We start from the raw sequence: 18,126 nt of genomic DNA, 5'->3' as shown, positions 1-18,126 counted from the left end.
AAGAGCAAATAATGAACAAGGCGGTGAACAGCATGAAGGATAAAAAAGATACAAGAGTGGTCGTCGGGATGAGCGGAGGTGTCGATTCCTCCGTGGCAGCCTTGCTTCTAAAACAACAAGGCTATGATGTTGTCGGTATTTTTATGAAGAATTGGGATGATACTGACGAAAACGGCGTATGTACTGCTACAGAAGATTTTGATGATGTCGTAAGAGTGTGCAACCAATTGGAAATACCTTATTATGCGGTGAATTTCGAAAAACAATACTGGGACAAAGTGTTCACCTATTTTTTGGATGAATATAAAGCTGGACGGACGCCAAATCCAGACGTTATGTGTAATAAGGAGATAAAATTCAAGGCCTTTCTTGACCATGCTTTGTCATTAGGTGCAGATTATCTTGCGACAGGACACTATGCTCAAGTCCGTGAAGTGGATGGAGAATACCAAATGCTCCGCGGAGTCGACGATAACAAAGACCAAACCTATTTCTTGAATCAACTTTCTCAATCGGTCCTTTCCAAAGTCATGTTTCCTTTGGGGCACTTGCCGAAGAAAGAAGTACGCAGAATCGCGGCTGAACACGATTTGGCGACTGCGCATAAAAAGGACAGCACAGGTATCTGTTTTATCGGTGAACGAAATTTCAAGGAATTTTTAAGCGAATACCTGCCGGCACAGCCTGGTAAAATGAAAACCTTGAACGGAGTGGAAAAAGGCAGACATGAAGGGCTGATGTATTACACAATCGGTCAAAGGCAGGGTCTTGGGATTGGTGGTTCCGGGGATCCATGGTTTGTTGTTGGGAAAAACCTGGAAGAAAATATTCTTTACGTGGAACAAGGATTTCATAACCACCGGTTGTACTCTGACGGGTTGATAGCTACCGATTTGAATTGGATAAATGAAGAAAGATTGAGCGGTCCGATGGAATGCACTGCAAAATTCCGTTATCGTCAACAAGATAGTAAAGTAACGGTCAGACCTCTTGGCGATGATAAGGTACGTGTGGAATTTCATGAAGCACAGCGTGCAATCACTCCAGGTCAGGCGGTCGTTTTTTATGACGGGGACGTTTGTTTAGGCGGAGGAACAATTGACGAAGTCTTCAAAGATGAGAAATACCTAGACTATGTTGGCTGATTGTATATACTGCAACCCCTTGTCCAATGTGACAAGGGGTTTTTCAAAGTTCAATCAAGGGGTTGGCGTGCCAATCGATTTTCATTAGACTAGAAGTAAGAGTAATTAAGCTGTGCTTTTTGCTGCTCGCCAAATGATTTGTTTTAAAGTATTTTCTTCTGAAGAGCGTAATGTACACAAAACATATAAATTGCGCAGTAACTGTGATTGGAAGTTTCATTGCCTATTCAAAAAGAGTGGTAACCACCGCTTCGGTAGCATACTTCGCTTTCCGCGGGCACGGCTTCAGCTAACTTGGTAAAGAAAAACCGCTTTACCAAGTGGATCTTCAGCTCGCGCTTTTTCCCGTTGGAGTCTGCGTATGCTCCCTTCGCTAAGAGCATGCTGATTATCGCTAGCGTACAACCTTTACCCTTTAGAGCCAACAAGACTTCTTAACAACGCCTGTCAGGAAACGCGTGCTTTTCTTCCTAGAAAACAGTTGGGGTTCCTTCTTTTCTCCTTGTCTTGGACTTTTTGCTTGTTTTTCTAGCTACATGCAGGACCAAGTGATGCAAGAGAAAAATGTCTCGTACATTCGTTTAGAAACAGGAAGCTGTTCCCAGCGAAGGAAATACCCGAAGACTCCTGCGGGAGGAAAGCGCAGGGTATTTCCTTCGCTGGACTACACCACTACTATAAAAAGGCCCAAGGACTACAAAGGAAGTTACTGCGCAGTTTCTATCAACTGGGACAAAAACAAGTGATGCAAAAAACGCTTTTCTTCGTCCTAAATCAAGAGCGCATGTGTTTTGTTTATATAGCTGAAGAAAAGCTGAGAGTGTTGACTGTTTAAAAAAAACAATGAAAAACTTGTAAGAATGTATAGTAACAGTAGGATTTAAGACGGCTGAAAATAAATTGAGGTGAAAAGATGGACAAAATCAGTAAAGGGATAGAGAAAATGCAGGAACAGGATCTTCAGGAAGCAGCACGCTTGTTCAATGAAGCGATCGAGGAAAACCCAGAAGATCCAGTAGGTTTCATTAACTTTGGCAACTTATTGCTCCATATGAATGACTATCAGCGGGCAGAAAAATTTTATCAGAAAGCGATCGAACTCGATTCTAATGCCGCTACAGCTTACTTTGGACTGGGAAATGCTGCCTTTGATCAAGAGGACTATCCAACCGCTCAACAACACTTTCAAAAGGCAATCAACACAGGGCTTGAAGAAGGGGATGTCTACATGATGCTGGCGATGTCCTTGCAGCATCAGGACCACCAAAAGCTTTCACTGCCTTATTTTCAGCGGGCCATTGAGCTGAACCCGAAAGATGAGTCAGCTTTATTCCAGTATGGACTCGCTTTAGCACAAACGAATCAAATTCAGCTGGCGCAACAAACCTTTTTCAAAGTGCTGGAACTTGACAAAGAACACAGTGATGCGTACTACAATATCGGCGTTAGCTTTTTATATGAGGAAGATGTCGACCGAGCTTACGAGTATTTTAACAAAGCACTGCAATACCAGCCGGATCACCTGCTTGCTTCAAACGGGAAAAAGAGTATTGACGATATGCTGAACCAGGATAACCAGGAACAGTAAAAAGGGGCAATCAAGATGGCAATGGAAGATAAAAACCGACAGTCGCAACAGAATAGTTATGTGAAAGGAGAGCTCATCCATCATATATTTATCAATGAGGAGGAGCACTTTTCCATTGCCAGAATCAAGGTTCTAGAGACCAATGAGTCTTTCAAAGAAAAAGACATGGTTGTAAAAGGGTACTTTTCCCGCCTAAATGAAGGAGAAACCTACGTTTTTTACGGTACTTTTGAACATCATAAAAAATTCGGTCTGCAATACGAGGTGAACCAATTTAAACGGTTCGTTCCAGAAACGGAAGATGGATTGGTCGCTTACCTATCCAGTGACCTGTTTTACGGAATCGGTAAAAAAACAGCACAGCGAATTGTCAAAGAATTAGGGGAAACGGCGGTCAGCAAGATATTGCAGGACCCTGGTGTATTGGATTCGATTCCAGGCCTAGCGCAAGAAAAAGCGGAACAGCTTTCAAAGGATCTGGCCGAACACCAGGGGTTTGAACATATTGTCGTCCATTTATCCAACTATGGATTCGGATTGAAAATGGCACAAAAAATTTATCAAGCCTATAAAGACGAGGCCATTACCATCCTTGAGCAGGATCCATACCAGTATGTTTTTGACATAGAAGGCTTCGGATTTCAACGAGCTGACGAAGTTGCCCGACAAAATCACATTCCGATGGATCATCCCAGTCGGATTCAAGCTGCCTGCATTTATACATTGCAGCAAAGTATTCAGGAGGGACATGTTTATCTGCCATTGGAAAACCATTTGGAAGCCGTTGATGAATTGTTGCATGGAGAGGAGTATCAGATAGAGCCGGAAACAATCACTTCTCAGATTGCAGAGTTGAATAAGCGGAAAAAGATAATTGTAGTGGACTCGAGGGTTTACTTGCCATCGCTATATTATTCAGAAAGCGGCTTTTGTACAAGTATCGACCGTATTTTCAAACAAAAAATCTCTGAACAGCCGGCAGATGCGGAGCTGCTAAAAATCGTCGGAAGGATTGAGGAAGAAGAGTCTCTCAGTTACGGTAAGGAACAATATCAGGCGATTGAAAAATCGATTGGTTCCAAATTGATGGTGTTGACAGGTGGGCCGGGTACCGGAAAGACAACGGTCATTAAAGGAATTATCAATGCTTATGCAGAGATTCACGGTTTATCACTCGATCCCGATGATTACGACAGTGATGCAACTTATCCATTTATATTGACCGCTCCAACCGGAAGGGCCGCTAAGCGCATGAAAGAGTCTACCGGTCTTCCGGCTGTGACGATTCATCGGCTGCTAGGCTGGAATGGGCATGAAACCTTTGAAAAAGATGAAGATAATCAGTTGGAAGGAAAGCTGCTGGTCATAGACGAATTTTCCATGGTGGATATCTGGCTGGCACATCAATTGTTCAAAGCAATTCCAAATAATATGCAAGTACTCATTGTCGGTGACGAAGATCAACTACCGTCTGTAGGGCCAGGTCAGGTATTGGCCGATTTACTTAAAAGCGGTCTTGTCCCCTATGTACAACTCAACGAAGTATACCGGCAGAAAGAAGGCTCGAAGATTATTCAGCTTGCTCATGAAATAAAAAATAATCAGTGCAGGACTGACTCCCTTCAGCAGGAAACGGATTTTAATTTTATTGAATGTCCGGAATATCAAGTGGTCGATGTGATTATTCAAATTGTGAAACGCGCACACGACAAAGGGGTCGATCTTCGAGATCTGCAAGTGCTTGCACCGATGTATCGTTCCAAAGCGGGCATTCATCGTATCAATGAAGAAATTCAAAAATTGATCAATCCGAAAACAAATCAACGCAGGGAAATTCGTACAAAGGATATCACGTTCCGGACCGGCGACAAAGTAATCCAATTGGTCAATCAGCCGGAAGATGGTGTGTTTAATGGAGATATCGGAGAAATATCGGCGATTTTCGAGGAAGACGAGGGAAGCGGTCAGGCTGAAGAAGTTGTGGTAGCCTTTGAAGAAAAAGAAGTAGTATATGAACGGAAAGATTTAACCAATATTATGCATGCTTACTGCACTTCCATACACAAGTCGCAGGGCAGCGAATTTCCGATTGTCATCATTCCGGTTATCCAAGGATATCGAAGAATGCTACGTAAGAACTTACTATACACCGCTGTCACAAGATGTAAGAAATCATTGATTTTGTGTGGCAATAAACAGGCATTTATTCAAGGAGTCAATGAACAGGATACGAATCGCCGGTTTACTTCATTAGAAGAACAGCTTCGGGAACTCATGGAGAATATACCTCACCCGGACCAGGAGGAGGAAGAAGAACTTTCGCCTTACGATTTTCTATAGATTTTATGTATAAAACAGCATAAATCGGGCATGCTTTAGGACAACTTACGATTTGGCAAGGAGGGTCCTGGATGCATTGCCCGAACTGTAAAAGTAAAAACATTGGGAAAATAGGAAACCAGCAATTTTATTGCTGGAATTGTTTTATCGAGCTGTCTCTATTGGGAGAAGTACTTGATCTGCATCAGGTTGAGCAGGATGGTTCTTTGAGTTCGTTGAATGACCTTTTTAGCGAGGATGAAAGAAAAGCAAGTTGGTAGAATGTATTAGCAGCGCCCAACATGGATTGATAAAATCTTCTTTCCTGGGAAAACTAAATCGAGACGTTTGGGGTTCAAATCGTCAAGTTTGTTTACCGGGAAGGAGGAGTATGTTTGTTCCATCCTAATAAATCTATCCGCTTTTTATACTGGATTTCAGCCGGAATATTGGCATTTTTATTTATGTATTTGTTATGGAGGCTGCTGCCACTATATCAGACGGTTTTGACTGTACTTCTCCATATATTGACTCCTTTCATTATCTCGGCATTGATTGCTTATTTGCTGCATCCTGTAATTGAAAAGCTTCATCAATGTAATTTTCCCCGTTGGTTTGCCATTATCGGTATTTATATCGTGTTTTTTGGTCTTTCAGGTTATCTTCTTTACAAAGCTTTTCCCGTACTGCTCCATCAGCTCCGGGATTTGAACGCCAATTTGCCTGCGTTTATGGAGCAATACCGCAGTGCGATCTATGGATTGTATGAACGTACAGCTTACTTACCAGAATCCGTACATGACCGGATGGATCTTCTTTTTTACCGGGTGGAAGAATTTATCGGTCATTTACTTACTAGTGTAGTTGAACAGGCAGCCAAACTAATGGATATCATCATACTGGCAGCGGTGATTCCCGTACTTGTTTTTTATATGCTGAAAGATTTTGATTTGATCAGGAAAGTAGTCAGCGGGCTGACTCCGGAGAAATATCGGGACGACGGGCGGAAGCTTTGCCTTGAAATAGATAAGAGTCTTGGAAATTATATTAGGGGGCAGTTGCTTGTCTGCCTGTTTGTTAGTTTGACCACCTATGGTTTTTTGTGGCTGATCGGCATGCGATATCCACTTCTCTTGGCAGTGATCATGGGAGTGACAAATATTATTCCCTACTTTGGTCCGATTCTGGGAGCTATTCCGGCAGTAGTAATTGCTTTTACTATCTCGTATAAAATGGTCGTTTATGTAGTGATCGCCGTGTTTATCGTACAGATTATCGAAGGGAATCTACTTTCCCCGTTCATTGTCGGCAAAAGCATCGATATTCATCCGATTTTAATAATATTTGCTTTACTTGCCGGGGGAGAAGTTGGCGGAATTATCGGAATGATACTGGCAGTCCCGCTACTTACCATTTTAAAAGTAATTCTGTTTCATATCCATCGTTTTCGTGCGGCGGATTGATTGACATAAGAAAGAATCTTTTTTATACTTTTGATACAAGTAGACGAAGGACAATAGAAGGAATGCTATAATACGTTGATGATCCCGAGTACATGGTGATCCACCCGATCAGAGAGGAATTTCCAGGCTGAAAAAATTCCCGGACAGGACCATGGAAGCTAGATCTGAGTGCGGATTCATCTCCGCCGGCCTGCACCGTTACAAGCAACTAGAGGTGATGGATCGTTGTATCCATAATCAGGGTGGTACCGCGAACAGAGCTCTCGTCCCTGCTTTCAGGCAGGAACGGGGGCTTTTTTTGTTTTATCGGAAAGTCTATCCTGTTTGGGGGAGAACGAAGTTAGTAAGCAATCCTTTGTAAAATAAGTCAAAGTCAATGGAGGTATAAACCTATGAAGCATTTAACTTCAGCAGAAGTTCGGCAAATGTACTTAGATTTCTTTAAGGAGAAAGGGCACCGTGTAGAACCAAGTGCCTCTTTAGTGCCGAAAGAAGATCCGACACTGCTTTGGATCAACAGTGGTGTAGCAACGTTAAAAAAGTACTTTGATGGAAGAGTCATTCCGGATAATCCCCGATTGGTCAATGCCCAAAAAGCGATCCGGACAAATGATATTGAAAATGTAGGGAAGACCGCACGGCACCACACCTTCTTTGAGATGCTGGGGAACTTCTCGATTGGTGATTATTTTAAAGAAGAAGCGATTGAGTGGGCTTGGGAGTTTCTCACCAGTGACGATTGGATCGGTTTTGAAAAAGAAAGACTTTCTGTAACCGTCCACCCGGAAGATGATGAAGCCTTTCAAATTTGGCGGGACAAAATTGGACTTCCGGAAGAAAGGATTATTCGCCTGGAAGAAAATTTTTGGGATATCGGCGAGGGACCAAGCGGACCGAACACGGAAATATTCTATGATCGCGGCGAAAAATACGGGAAGGACGCAAGTGATCCGGAGCTGTACCCAGGTGGAGAAAACGAGCGTTATCTGGAAATATGGAATTTGGTTTTTTCTCAATTCAATCATAATCCCGATCACACTTATACCCCGCTCCCTAAGAAAAACATCGATACTGGAATGGGGCTGGAACGGATGGTATGTGTCATCCAGGATACGCCGACTAATTTTGAAACCGACTTGTTCATGCCGCTGATACAACGTGCCGAACAACTGGCCGGCGTCAACTATGGCGAAACGGAAGCAGGCGACATAGCATTCAAAGTAATTGCCGACCATATCCGAACGGTTACGTTTGCAGTCAGTGACGGTGCGCTTCCTTCGAATGAAGGACGCGGCTATGTGTTGAGAAGACTCTTGCGGCGGGCAGTCCGTTATGCCAAGCAGATTGGAATCAACCGGCCTTTCATGTACCAGCTGGTGGATTCGGTCAGTGATATCATGGGAGAATTTTATGAAGAAGTACAGAATAAAAAGTCCTTTATTGAGAACGTGGTAAAGACAGAAGAGGAACGGTTCCACGAAACCCTTAGCGAAGGTTTGGCAATTTTATCGGAAATCATGGAAAACGAAAAACAAAAGGGCAGTAATGTCTTTCCTGGTGAAGAGGTATTCCGTTTGTATGATACCTATGGTTTTCCGAAGGAACTCACTGATGAATATATAAGCGAAGCGGGTTTTACCATTGATGAGGAAGGCTTTGAGCAGGAAATGAACAAACAGCGGGAAAGGGCGCGTCAAGCCAGGCAAAAGGTTGATTCCATGCATGTCCAAGAAGGCGTTGCCGGAGAAGTGGAAGCGGAAAGCACGTTTATCGGTTATGAAGAGCTGGAAGCGGAAACCACCGTTTTGGAGATTATCAAAGACAAAGAGCTGGTCGATACCGTGGAAGCAGGGGAAGAGGCTTACCTTTTCTTGAAAGAAACGCCATTTTATGCTGAAAGCGGCGGGCAGGTTGCTGACAAAGGCTGGATTCATACCGATCATGCTACACTCTCGGTAGAAGATGTTCAGAAAGCCCCGCAGGGACAGAACCTGCACCGTGTCCTGGTACAGGAAGGACGATTGCAAAAAGGGGAACGGGTAAAGGCTAGAGTTGACCAACAATCCCGTTCGGAAATTGTCAAAAACCATACAGCTACACACTTGCTTCATCAGGCATTAAAAGATGTATTGGGAGAACATGTCAACCAAGCTGGATCCTTGGTAACTGCAGACCGGCTTCGGTTTGACTTCTCCCATTTCGGGTCTATCTCGAGAGAGGAATTGGACCGTGTGGAACAACTTGTCAATGAAAAAATATGGGCATCTGTACCCGTTGCAATTGATTATCATCCAATTGATGAAGCCAAGAAGATGGGAGCTATGGCCTTATTCGGAGAAAAGTACGGCGATATCGTACGTGTAGTCCAGGTCGGCGATTACAGCATTGAATTATGTGGAGGCTGCCATGTCGTCAACACTGCAGAAATCGGTTTGTTCAAGGTAACAGCTGAGTCCGGAATTGGCGCTGGAACGCGCAGGATCGAAGCAAGCACTGGGAAGGCAGCTTATCAGTATTTAAACGACAGACAGACTTTGCTAAGGAATGCAGCTGATATGCTGAAGACAAGTCCGGAGAGTGTGCCGGATCGAATCGACGTCCTATTCAATGAGATGAAAGAACTCCAAAGAGAAAAGGAATCGTTAAGTGCCAAGCTTTCTAATTTGGAAGCATCTTCTATACTGGATCATCTTCAAGAAGTTGACGGGGTGAAACTTCTTGCCCGGCAGGTGGATGTCCAGGACATGAACCAGCTGCGCAATATGGTAGACGAACTCAAGCAAAAAGTCGGCTCCGGCATTATTCTGTTAGGCTCGGTTTCCAACGGAAAAGTCCAGCTCGCGGCAGGAGTTTCGAAGGACCTTGTTGAACAAGGTTATCATGCAGGAAAACTGATCAAAGAAACGGCACAACGTTGCGGTGGCGGCGGTGGTGGTCGTCCCGATATGGCGCAGGCGGGAGGCAAAAATCCGGACCAGCTCCCAGAGGCACTTCAATATGCCGAAACATTTATCAGGGAAAATTCCTAGTTTTTCTTGAAGACGGTTTAGGTATATAATAGGGAGTAACGAATTGTGGACGTTTGTCAGTTAACGTTAAAATTTGAAAAACGGGGGTAAACTAATGGGATCTATGGACAAAACAATGAAATTTAACTTTCCCGAAGAACCATTCGAAAAAAATGTGAAAGAAGTGCTCTTAACCGTGCATGAAGCTTTACGGGAAAAAGGTTACAATCCAATCAACCAGATCGTCGGGTATTTGTTGTCTGGTGATCCGGCGTATATTCCCCGGCATAAGGATGCAAGGAACCTAATCAGAAAAATAGAGCGGGATGAGTTGATTGAAGAACTGGTCAAGTCCTATTTAAATAACCATAAGGAGTAATAATGAAAAAGATTGGCTTTGATGTTGGTGAAAAAACAATCGGGGTTGCTGTCAGTGATGCTCTAGGCTGGACTGCGCAAGGTATCACGACCATTAAATGGGATGAAAAGGATTATTCGACAGCCGAATCCGAAATAGAAAGAATAATCTCGGAATATAATATTGAAGAGGCAGTAGTCGGCTTGCCTAAAAATATGAACGGAACAATCGGGGAACGGGGCGAAGCTTCTCAAGCATTTGCCAAATACCTCGAGGATCGTTTTTCACTCCGGACGGTTTTATGGGATGAAAGGTTGACTACCATGGCTGCGGAGCGGGTTCTCTTAGAAGCCGATATGAGCCGAAAAAAACGTAAAAAGGTAATTGATAAAATGGCTGCGGTCATGATTTTGCAAGGTTACCTGGACGCAAACAAATGAACGAATAACTTACGGAGGTGCAGAAATGGCATTAGAAGAAAAAGAAAGAATCATCATTCCAGACGAGAATGGAGAAGAGCATTTATTTGAAGTGCTGTTCACTTTTGATGTAGACCAGACAGGCAACTCGTATATTGCTGTCGTTCCCGCTGAACAGAAAGACGATGATGAAGTCGAGGTATTTGCCTTCCGCTATGAGGAAAAGTCTCAGGATGAAGATGACTTGTCATTGTTTCAAATTGAATCAGAGGAAGAATGGGAAATGGTCGAGGAAATGCTTAATACCCTGACGGATGAAGAAACTGAATAAATTTCTTTTTATGATGTTTTTATGATGAATGAAAAGCTTATTATCGGTCTTTGCCGGTAATAGGCTTTTTTTGATTGTGATTGTATAGGAAATGATAAAATTAACTGTCTGTGGATCATTATTGGCTGAACCAGCCACGTCCAGCTCCAGCGCCTACCCCCTTTGTGGTAATATACACTGGGTCAGGCTTTTTATGCTTTAACGGGATGGCGGGGTTTAACCGGAAAACTTGAGTAAATTACATAATAATTAGAAATGTTGTCGATGTTTGTAGTATAATAAATCCGGTGAAGGGGGTTTCGTATGTCTACTTCTGATAAAGAGACAAAGTTTTCCGTAAGTTGGAAACAGCGAATAGAAGAAGCAAGCACTGTCAGGAAAATCGTCGCTGTTATCCTGTCCTGTTTACTATTGATCATGATAATCGGCTCCATTGCCGGATATTTATACGTCAAGTCTGCCATGGAACCAGTAGATCCGGATGATGACACGACCACAGATGTAGAAATACCTTTAGGTTCTTCTACTTCCCAAATTGCTGGAATTTTAGAAGAAAATGGCATTATAAGCAACAGCCTTGTATTCCGTTTTTATATTAAATTCAATAATGTGGCAGAGTTTCAAGCGGGAGAGTATGAGTTCTCGCCGTCGATGAGCTTTGACCAGATTGTGGAGTCATTGCAGACGGGTACACTGGTCAAGGATCCTATTCTGACAATCACCATTCCGGAAGGAAAAACAATTGAAGAAATAGCCTCTATTTATGCTGAAAAAGCAGGCATTGATCCGGAAGCATTTATTGCCAAAACAGAAGACGTCGAATACTTAGAAAATCTGATAGCTCAGCATCCAATGATATTATCGGAGGAGATATTGGATCCGGAAATCAGGCATCCACTGGAAGGCTACTTATTTGCCGCTACCTATGATTATTATGTAGAAAATCCTACACCGGAAAAGATTATCGACAAAATGCTGCGAAAGACAGAAAATGTTTTGACGCCATATTTGGATTCCATTTCGGCGAATGACACGATAGAATCGGTTCACGAAGCACTGACAATGGCATCTCTGGTTGAAAAAGAGGCGCGAACAGAAAAAGATCGAAAGATGATAGCCGGAGTGTTTTTCAACCGGATGGCTGAAGATATGAGACTTCAGACCGATCCGACTGTGCTTTATGCCTTGGGCGAGCATAAATCAAGGGTGTTGTTCGAAGATCTTGAGGTTGAGTCGCCTTATAATACCTATCAAGTATCCGGACTCCCGGTAGGACCAATTTCAAACTTCGGAGAGAATTCCTTACAGTCCGTTCTCAATCCAGAGGACACTAGCTATATGTATTTTGTGGCGGCAGAAGACGGGACAATTTATTACTCGGAAACATTTGAAGAACATCAGCAGTTAACGCAAAAATATTTACACAGGGATGCAGCAGGGGAGTGAAGGAAAAATTCGCATTCCCTGCTTTTTTTGTGTTAAAATAATATGGTTGTAAAAATTGTTCAAAGGTCTTGTAAAGCCCAAGTAAGAACAATCCACTTGTAAAAACAAGCGGACTTTTGACATAAGAAATTGACGGAGGTTGCAAAAGTGGACGATCAGTTAGAACAATACTTAACGAGGACTGTCCCAGCCGTACCAAAATGGGCTGCAGAACTTGAAGCATATGCGCAAGAGCATCGCATACCGATAATGGAACCGCTAGGCATCCATTTTTTGATGCAATTGATCCGCATTCATAAGCCTGCAAAAATCCTCGAAATCGGGACGGCTATCGGTTATTCTGCACTCAGAATGCTGGAAGCTTATCCTGCTGCACAGATTCTGACAATTGAAAGAGATGAACAGCGCTATCAGGAAGCGATAAATAATATCAAAGCTCAGGATAAACAAAACCAAATCCAGGTAATATTGGGAGATGCATTGGAAGTAGCAGGGCAGGTAAACAATTATGGACTCTATGATATGTTGTTTATTGACGCAGCCAAAGGTCAGTATCAACGTTTTTTCGAAACCTATACCAAGCAGTTGAACCAGGATGCGGTCATCGTTTCCGATAATGTCCTGTTCAGAGGATTGGTGGCTGCTGAATCCGATCGAAAAGACAGGCTTAACAAACTTGCAGGAAAAGTGCGCAGTTATAATGAATGGCTTGTTCACCACCCCGACTTTTATACGACCATTATTCCGGTTGGTGACGGGATCGCTGTCAGTGTTAGAAGATGAAAGGAAAAAGGAGAGCTAGGTAGTATGTCCAACAAACCCGTAGTTATTGGCGTTGCCGGGGGCAGCGGATCTGGAAAAACCTCTGTAACCAGGTCAATCAGCCAGCGGTTTACAGATAAGACCATTTTAGTCATAGAACAGGATTATTATTATAAAGATCAAGGTCACCTTCCATATGAAGAACGCTTGAGTACCAATTATGATCATCCATTGGCCTTTGATAATGATTTATTGATAGAACATGTAAAAACACTGTTGGCACAAAAACCTGTCAACAAACCTGTTTACGACTATACTCGTCACACCCGTTCGGAGGAAGTGGTGCGTGTCGAACCTAAAGATGTCATTATTTTAGAAGGGATTTTGATTCTGGAAGATCAACGCCTGCTTGATTTAATGGACATCAAAGTGTTTGTTGATACGGATGCAGATGTACGGATTATCAGACGGCTGCTTCGGGATATCAAGGAACGTGGGCGTACGATCGATTCTGTTATTGATCAATACATCAATGTAGTCCGGCCCATGCATCTGCAGTTTGTCGAACCGACAAAACGATATGCGGATATCATTATCCCTGAGGGTGGACAAAACCATGTAGCCATTGATTTGATGGCAACTAAAATACAAACCATTCTGAACCGGTAAATTTTTCCGCCTTTAAGTAAAAACTATTGAAAAATTAGATAAAATCTGCCATAGTATTGGATATAGTCAAAACTGAAAACGGGAACATGAACTTGAGCGCACAATTGTGCTGCTCATTTTTATACAAGGACAAGGTTCTTTTCCCGCCCCGATTACCAATCTGGTGACCAGCAATGCAAAACTTCACCGATTTAATTTATCATGTTTTTGTTGTATACTAGATAAACTATATATACTAAAAGAAGACCTGGAATAATCGGGAATATGATATTATTGTTGGAATCAAAGGAGTGTGTCAAATGGCTGCAGAAAAAAGTTTTTACATGACCAATGAGGGTAAGCAGAAATTAGAAGATGAACTGGAATACCTTAAAACGGAAAAAAGACAAGAAGTTGTAGAAAGAATAAAAATAGCCAGAGGGTTCGGCGATCTTTCCGAGAACTCTGAATATGATGCTGCCAAGGATGAGCAGGCTTTCGTAGAATCCCGTATCGCTACGGTGGAAAACATGATTCGGAATGCAGTCATCATCGAAAATGATAATGATAATCCAAACGTGGTGAATTTAGGGAAATCAGTTACGTTTAAAGAACTTCCTGACGGTGACGAAGAAAGTTATCAAATTGTCGGTAGTGCGGAAGCGGATCCGTTCGAAGGGAAAATTTCGAACGATTCACCAATCGCAAAATCACTGATAGGACGTGAAATAGGCGAAAAGGTGACCGTGCCGACACCGGGCGGGGATATGGAAGTTGAAATTCTTAGCGTTGAATAAGGAATAGGATAGTGTGACAGAGACAAAACCATAATTGACAAAGTAAAGACCGAACGATGATTCGATTCTACCCATTCGAACTCGTTCGGTTTTTCTTGGTTGTATAGGAAATTATAAATTTAACTGTCTGTGGATCATTATTGTCTGAAACAGCCACGTCCAGCCCTCGAGGTCTTAAGTCAACCCTCTATATGGCAATAAGCGGCACTCCAACGCTTTCTTTAACTTGTAGGGGGCTTCGCATTTCCTTAATTGAATACTGTTTCACTATAACTGCATCCATCATTCAGAGATCAGAACACTTTAATATATCCATAATCAACTAAATACTTTTCATACTTCCTATTCAAAAAAATCATCAGCAGTTTTCTATGCTGATGAATATTTTGGACAGTCCTTTGATTTTGTTATTGTTAGGTAATCGTTGAGATTGGAGTCCATATCCTTTTCAAGAACTTGTTCACCTCAATTCTGAAAGTTCTTTTCTTTGCTTGCAAGGATAGTAGGGAAGAAACACTTTTCTGATAAAATCCTCCTTTTTCAGGGAAATCAGGAACTCGAAGACGACCAACTCTTCCACTTCAGCAAATTGAACCTCTGTGCCATCTAAAAAGAAAATGGAAAACAGATTCTGTTCTTTATCATAACCGACTTCATTGAAGGTGGTTATCCCCCATAGCTGCTGATCGAACTTGGTAATTTTCAATAGCATCATCCCCTTCTGAACTCGCTGTTTTATTAGTTAGATGTTTATGCACGGACTCCTTCCTATATGCCAAAAGTAGAAGAAGTTCGACAAAAATAATCTTGAGTGAAGGTTAGAATGATTTTGTCCAATTCAAAATACCATAGTATAATAGCAGATAGATGGAAAAGGAGGTACTTTCATGTCAGATGAATTTCATTCACCATCTAGGGTGAATCGTTTTGAAAAAAGAAGAAAAGGCACAAAAGCGATAACTTTCCTTTTGATTGCCGGCGGAATACTGATCCTTGTTTTGATTGGTTTTTTTCTGTTCGGCGGTGGGGATGAAGATAATTCCACAAATAACAACGAAAACCAAGAAGTATCACCTGAAGAGGGGCAGGATTCTGCTACGGAAACGGGAGAAGAAGACAAGATTGAAAATGAAGACGGAACGAATGAAACAAATCAGTCGGATACTGGTGACACAGAAGAAGAAGAAACGGAACCCACTGAAAATGATACGGGGCAAGAGGCAGAAAAAGAAACAGTTGATTCGAGTGGAGACAGCAATGTAAAAGAAGCTTACACCGCAGATTGGAAACCGGTAGGTACGGAACAGCAGGGGACGCATGAAACGACGTTTGAAGAAGGTACGCAGGATTGGGAAGAAATGATGGAAGCCATTGAATTGGCGACAGATTTACCAAGCAGCAATCGAATTGTCTGGTGGGTCGAAAGAGGAAGTGCCAACCAGCAAGTTATTGCTACTGTTTCCGATAGTGATGAGACGGAAACATACCGGACTTACCTAACATGGGTGGAAAACGAGGGCTGGAAACCAACCAAGGTGGAAGTGTTAAAAGAAAATGATCAAAAATACCGTTTTGAACAATAACAAGAACAACGTTACAGGAGGAACCATACTATGACAATTGCCATTATCGGAGCAATGGATGAAGAAGTACAACTTTTGAAGGGGAAAATGGACGTTCTCGATACGATTAAGGTAGCAGGGTGTACGTTTGTGAAGGGTACACTGAAAAATCGAGAGGTGGTTTTACTTCAGTCAGGCATAGGAAAAGTAAATGCGGCAATGGCCGCAACGATTTTACACGAAAGGTTTGCGCCCACTCATGTCATTAACACCGGCACAGCAGGTGGATTTGATCAGGAGCTAGAGGTGGGAGATATTGTCATATCGACTTCTGTCACGCATCACGATGTTGATGTCACTGCCTTCGATTATGAATATGGACAGGTTCCCGGAATGCCTCCTAAATATGAAGCGAACGAACAATTAGTGGAATTAGCGCTCCAGGCAGCAAAAGGACTGAACGATCTTCAGACGAAAAAGGGATTGATAGCTACCAGTGATTCATTTATGCAAGATGAAGAACGTGTGGCATTTGCCAGGGACAAGTTTCCTGATATGATTGCGGCAGAAATGGAAGCAGCAGCGATTGCCCAGGTTGCTTACAATTATCAGATACCTTTTGTAGTTATTCGGTCTTTATCTGATATAGCAGGAAAGGAATCTTCCGTATCCTTTGATGCTTTTTTAGAAAAAGCAGCTGCAAATGCCGCAAATTTGATCATCGATATCGTAGAAAAAATCTGAGCTTTTCCATCAATTACCTTCCTGGCAAACGTGTGATTCTATGTTATAGTACAAGTAGAATCGCTCTTTGTTCAACAGGAAGGAGGAAAGCAGCTTATGAAGCAGCAGGAAGCTAAACTCATCGAGGAGCGGATTGAAGACTTTGGTCGTTTCTTGGTGACACTGTTGATGCTTAGTGCTTTTTTCTATTTAGGGATGATTATTAATTACTATCTTGAGCCGATGGATAACGGCGGCCTTTTGCCGGCTATATTGGTCCTAACCGTAGTGGCTGCTGGTTGGATTGCTGTCTTGCTGAAAAAGTGGCAACGGGAGTTAAATAGTTTAACGGAATAATACAAACCGCATGGTATTTATCGACTGGAAAGTCATTCAATGCCATGCGGTTTTTTATAAATGATTACTTAGAGTAATCAAGGTACATTTTCGAAAAGAGCATTGAATCGACGCCATCGCTGTATTAAGATACTCGCCTTAGGGGATCGGCTGAAGTTTTTGCTTTTCCTATATATCGATTCTCTCTTCTTTCTCTGTTTTATGTGCCTCTTTCTTTACGGTAATACTCGTGAAAGACCTTCATTAGGGCACGTTTTTCTATTCTGGAAACATAACTTCGAGAAATTTTCAGTTTCTTGGCAATTTCGCGCTGTGTTAATTCTTTGGTATTATTTAGACCATATCGATTGATCACTACTTCCTTTTCTCTCTCATCCAGTATCCCAAGGTATTCCTTGATTTTTTCCACTTCCATATTCAATTGGATATATTCTATCAAATCTTCATTTTCTGCTTCCAAAATGTCAATCAAACTGATCTCATTTCCCTCTTTGTCTTGGCCGATTGGATCATGGAGAGACACATCTTTTTTGGTTTTCTTCAATGCTCGTAAATGCATAAGTATTTCGTTTTCAATACATCTTGCAGCGTAAGTGGCCAACTTTGTTCCCTTTCCAACTGAAAAGCTTTCAATTCCTTTAATCAATCCGATTGTACCGATAGAAATCAAATCCTCCGTGTCTTCCCCGGTATTTTCAAATTTTTTTACTATGTGCGCGACCAAGCGCAAATTATGTTCGATCAACATATCTCTGGCGTGCTGGTCGCCCTCTTGCATTTTTTCAATATATAATGCTTCTTCTTTAGCAGAGAGTGGTTGAGGAAAAGCATGGTTTTTAACATAGGATACAAAGAACAGTGTTTCTTTGATGAGATATGCCAACGCACTTAATATACCCGACAAAAACAAGCACCTCCGTTAGAGTGGGCTATAGCCTATATCTTCACTCTATGTGCGGTTGTTGGAAATTGTGCCTGTCTGCCGGTGAAACATTTATTAATCTGCTTCTGAGTCCATGCAGGGTAAAAAGCGGGCATTTTCAAACATGCTCCCAAAGCAATTCAGGGTCATAATTATTTAATATGTAGTTAAGCGACGATTGTTCTATAGGAAAATTCATGGAATAATCCTGCAATGAAAAAGCGAAGAGTGACTACTGCACAATAGCTATAAACTGCGACATAGTTTGAATTGGTCTT

At 42.2% G+C, this 18,126-nt stretch carries 18 protein-coding genes and 1 other annotated feature; of the genes, 16 read left to right on the top strand and 2 right to left on the bottom strand.

All coding sequences use genetic code 11. From position 1 onward, the window contains the following. The first annotated feature begins 32 nt into the window (after positions 1-32). The 13 genes from mnmA (at position 33) to greA (ending at position 14,284) form a co-directional block, all read left to right on the top strand. Entirely contained in the window at positions 33-1,145 is a 1,113-nt protein-coding gene (gene mnmA, locus ERJ70_RS11900; RefSeq protein ID WP_209365076.1) for a tRNA 2-thiouridine(34) synthase MnmA, read from the top strand. Between the two features lie 913 nt (positions 1,146-2,058). Further along, entirely contained in the window at positions 2,059-2,733 is a 675-nt protein-coding gene (locus ERJ70_RS11895) for a tetratricopeptide repeat protein (RefSeq protein WP_209365075.1), read from the top strand. A gap of 21 nt (positions 2,734-2,754) precedes the next feature. Beyond that, positions 2,755-5,073, top strand: a complete 2,319-nt coding sequence (gene recD2, locus ERJ70_RS11890; protein WP_209369342.1) for an SF1B family DNA helicase RecD2 — start codon at positions 2,755-2,757, stop codon at positions 5,071-5,073. A 71-nt stretch (positions 5,074-5,144) separates the two neighbouring features. Further along, positions 5,145-5,333, top strand: coding sequence for a YrzR-like zinc ribbon domain (locus ERJ70_RS11885; RefSeq protein WP_209365074.1), 189 nt, complete (start codon positions 5,145-5,147; stop codon positions 5,331-5,333). A gap of 114 nt (positions 5,334-5,447) precedes the next feature. Further along, complete coding sequence (locus ERJ70_RS11880; RefSeq protein WP_245207933.1) at positions 5,448-6,515, top strand: AI-2E family transporter; 1,068 nt, start codon at positions 5,448-5,450, stop codon at positions 6,513-6,515. Positions 6,516-6,581: 66 nt separating this feature from the next. Continuing rightward, positions 6,582-6,789, top strand: a binding site (T-box leader). A gap of 118 nt (positions 6,790-6,907) precedes the next feature. Then, a complete protein-coding gene (gene alaS, locus ERJ70_RS11875; RefSeq protein WP_209365073.1) occupies positions 6,908-9,544 on the top strand; it encodes an alanine--tRNA ligase in 2,637 nt (878 codons plus the stop codon). 94 nt (positions 9,545-9,638) lie between these two features. Then, complete coding sequence (locus tag ERJ70_RS11870) at positions 9,639-9,902, top strand: IreB family regulatory phosphoprotein (RefSeq protein ID WP_074600928.1); 264 nt, start codon at positions 9,639-9,641, stop codon at positions 9,900-9,902. 2 nt (positions 9,903-9,904) lie between these two features. Continuing rightward, positions 9,905-10,321 carry a Holliday junction resolvase RuvX gene (gene ruvX, locus ERJ70_RS11865; protein WP_209365072.1) on the top strand — a complete coding sequence of 139 codons (417 nt, stop codon included), beginning with the start codon at positions 9,905-9,907 and terminating at the stop codon, positions 10,319-10,321. A 25-nt stretch (positions 10,322-10,346) separates the two neighbouring features. Then, a complete protein-coding gene (locus ERJ70_RS11860) occupies positions 10,347-10,631 on the top strand; it encodes a DUF1292 domain-containing protein (protein WP_074600930.1) in 285 nt (94 codons plus the stop codon). Positions 10,632-10,934: 303 nt separating this feature from the next. Continuing rightward, on the top strand, positions 10,935-12,077 hold the full coding sequence (gene mltG / locus ERJ70_RS11855) for an endolytic transglycosylase MltG (protein WP_209365071.1): 1,143 nt from the start codon (positions 10,935-10,937) through the stop codon (positions 12,075-12,077). Positions 12,078-12,224: 147 nt separating this feature from the next. Beyond that, on the top strand, positions 12,225-12,860 hold the full coding sequence (locus ERJ70_RS11850) for an O-methyltransferase (protein WP_209365070.1): 636 nt from the start codon (positions 12,225-12,227) through the stop codon (positions 12,858-12,860). A gap of 24 nt (positions 12,861-12,884) precedes the next feature. Next, positions 12,885-13,508, top strand: coding sequence for a uridine kinase (gene udk / locus ERJ70_RS11845; protein WP_209365069.1), 624 nt, complete (start codon positions 12,885-12,887; stop codon positions 13,506-13,508). 299 nt (positions 13,509-13,807) lie between these two features. After that, the gene (greA, locus tag ERJ70_RS11840; RefSeq protein WP_074600934.1) at positions 13,808-14,284 is read left to right on the top strand and encodes a transcription elongation factor GreA; all 477 of its coding nucleotides are present in this window, start codon (positions 13,808-13,810) and stop codon (positions 14,282-14,284) included. 460 nt (positions 14,285-14,744) lie between these two features. Here greA and ERJ70_RS11835 read toward each other — a convergent pair whose 3' ends face one another. Beyond that, on the bottom strand, positions 14,745-14,990 hold the full coding sequence (locus ERJ70_RS11835) for a KTSC domain-containing protein (RefSeq protein WP_209365068.1): 246 nt from the start codon (positions 14,988-14,990) through the stop codon (positions 14,745-14,747). Positions 14,991-15,171: 181 nt separating this feature from the next. Here ERJ70_RS11835 and ERJ70_RS11830 point away from each other — a divergent pair, with 181 nt between their 5' ends. From ERJ70_RS11830 to ERJ70_RS11820, 3 genes are all read left to right on the top strand, one after another. Then, positions 15,172-15,867: a YrrS family protein gene (locus ERJ70_RS11830; RefSeq protein WP_209365067.1), complete on the top strand. Its 696-nt coding sequence runs from the start codon at positions 15,172-15,174 to the stop codon at positions 15,865-15,867. A 30-nt stretch (positions 15,868-15,897) separates the two neighbouring features. Then, positions 15,898-16,590: a 5'-methylthioadenosine/S-adenosylhomocysteine nucleosidase gene (gene mtnN / locus ERJ70_RS11825; RefSeq protein ID WP_209365066.1), complete on the top strand. Its 693-nt coding sequence runs from the start codon at positions 15,898-15,900 to the stop codon at positions 16,588-16,590. A 96-nt stretch (positions 16,591-16,686) separates the two neighbouring features. Then, positions 16,687-16,926 (top strand): YrhC family protein, encoded by a 240-nt coding sequence (locus ERJ70_RS11820; protein WP_209365065.1) that lies wholly within the window; start codon positions 16,687-16,689, stop codon positions 16,924-16,926. Positions 16,927-17,125: 199 nt separating this feature from the next. Here the strand turns inward: ERJ70_RS11820 and sigK are convergent, their stop codons facing one another. After that, positions 17,126-17,830, bottom strand: coding sequence for an RNA polymerase sporulation sigma factor SigK (sigK, locus tag ERJ70_RS11815; protein WP_209365064.1), 705 nt, complete (start codon positions 17,828-17,830; stop codon positions 17,126-17,128). Positions 17,831-18,126: the final 296 nt, after the last annotated feature.

The sequence above is a fragment of the Sediminibacillus dalangtanensis genome, assembly GCF_017792025.1.
Lineage (GTDB): Bacteria > Bacillota > Bacilli > Bacillales > Amphibacillaceae > Sediminibacillus > Sediminibacillus dalangtanensis.
The sequence above is the reverse complement of the archived record's forward strand: the minus strand, read 5'-3'. Positions and strand labels throughout refer to the sequence as shown.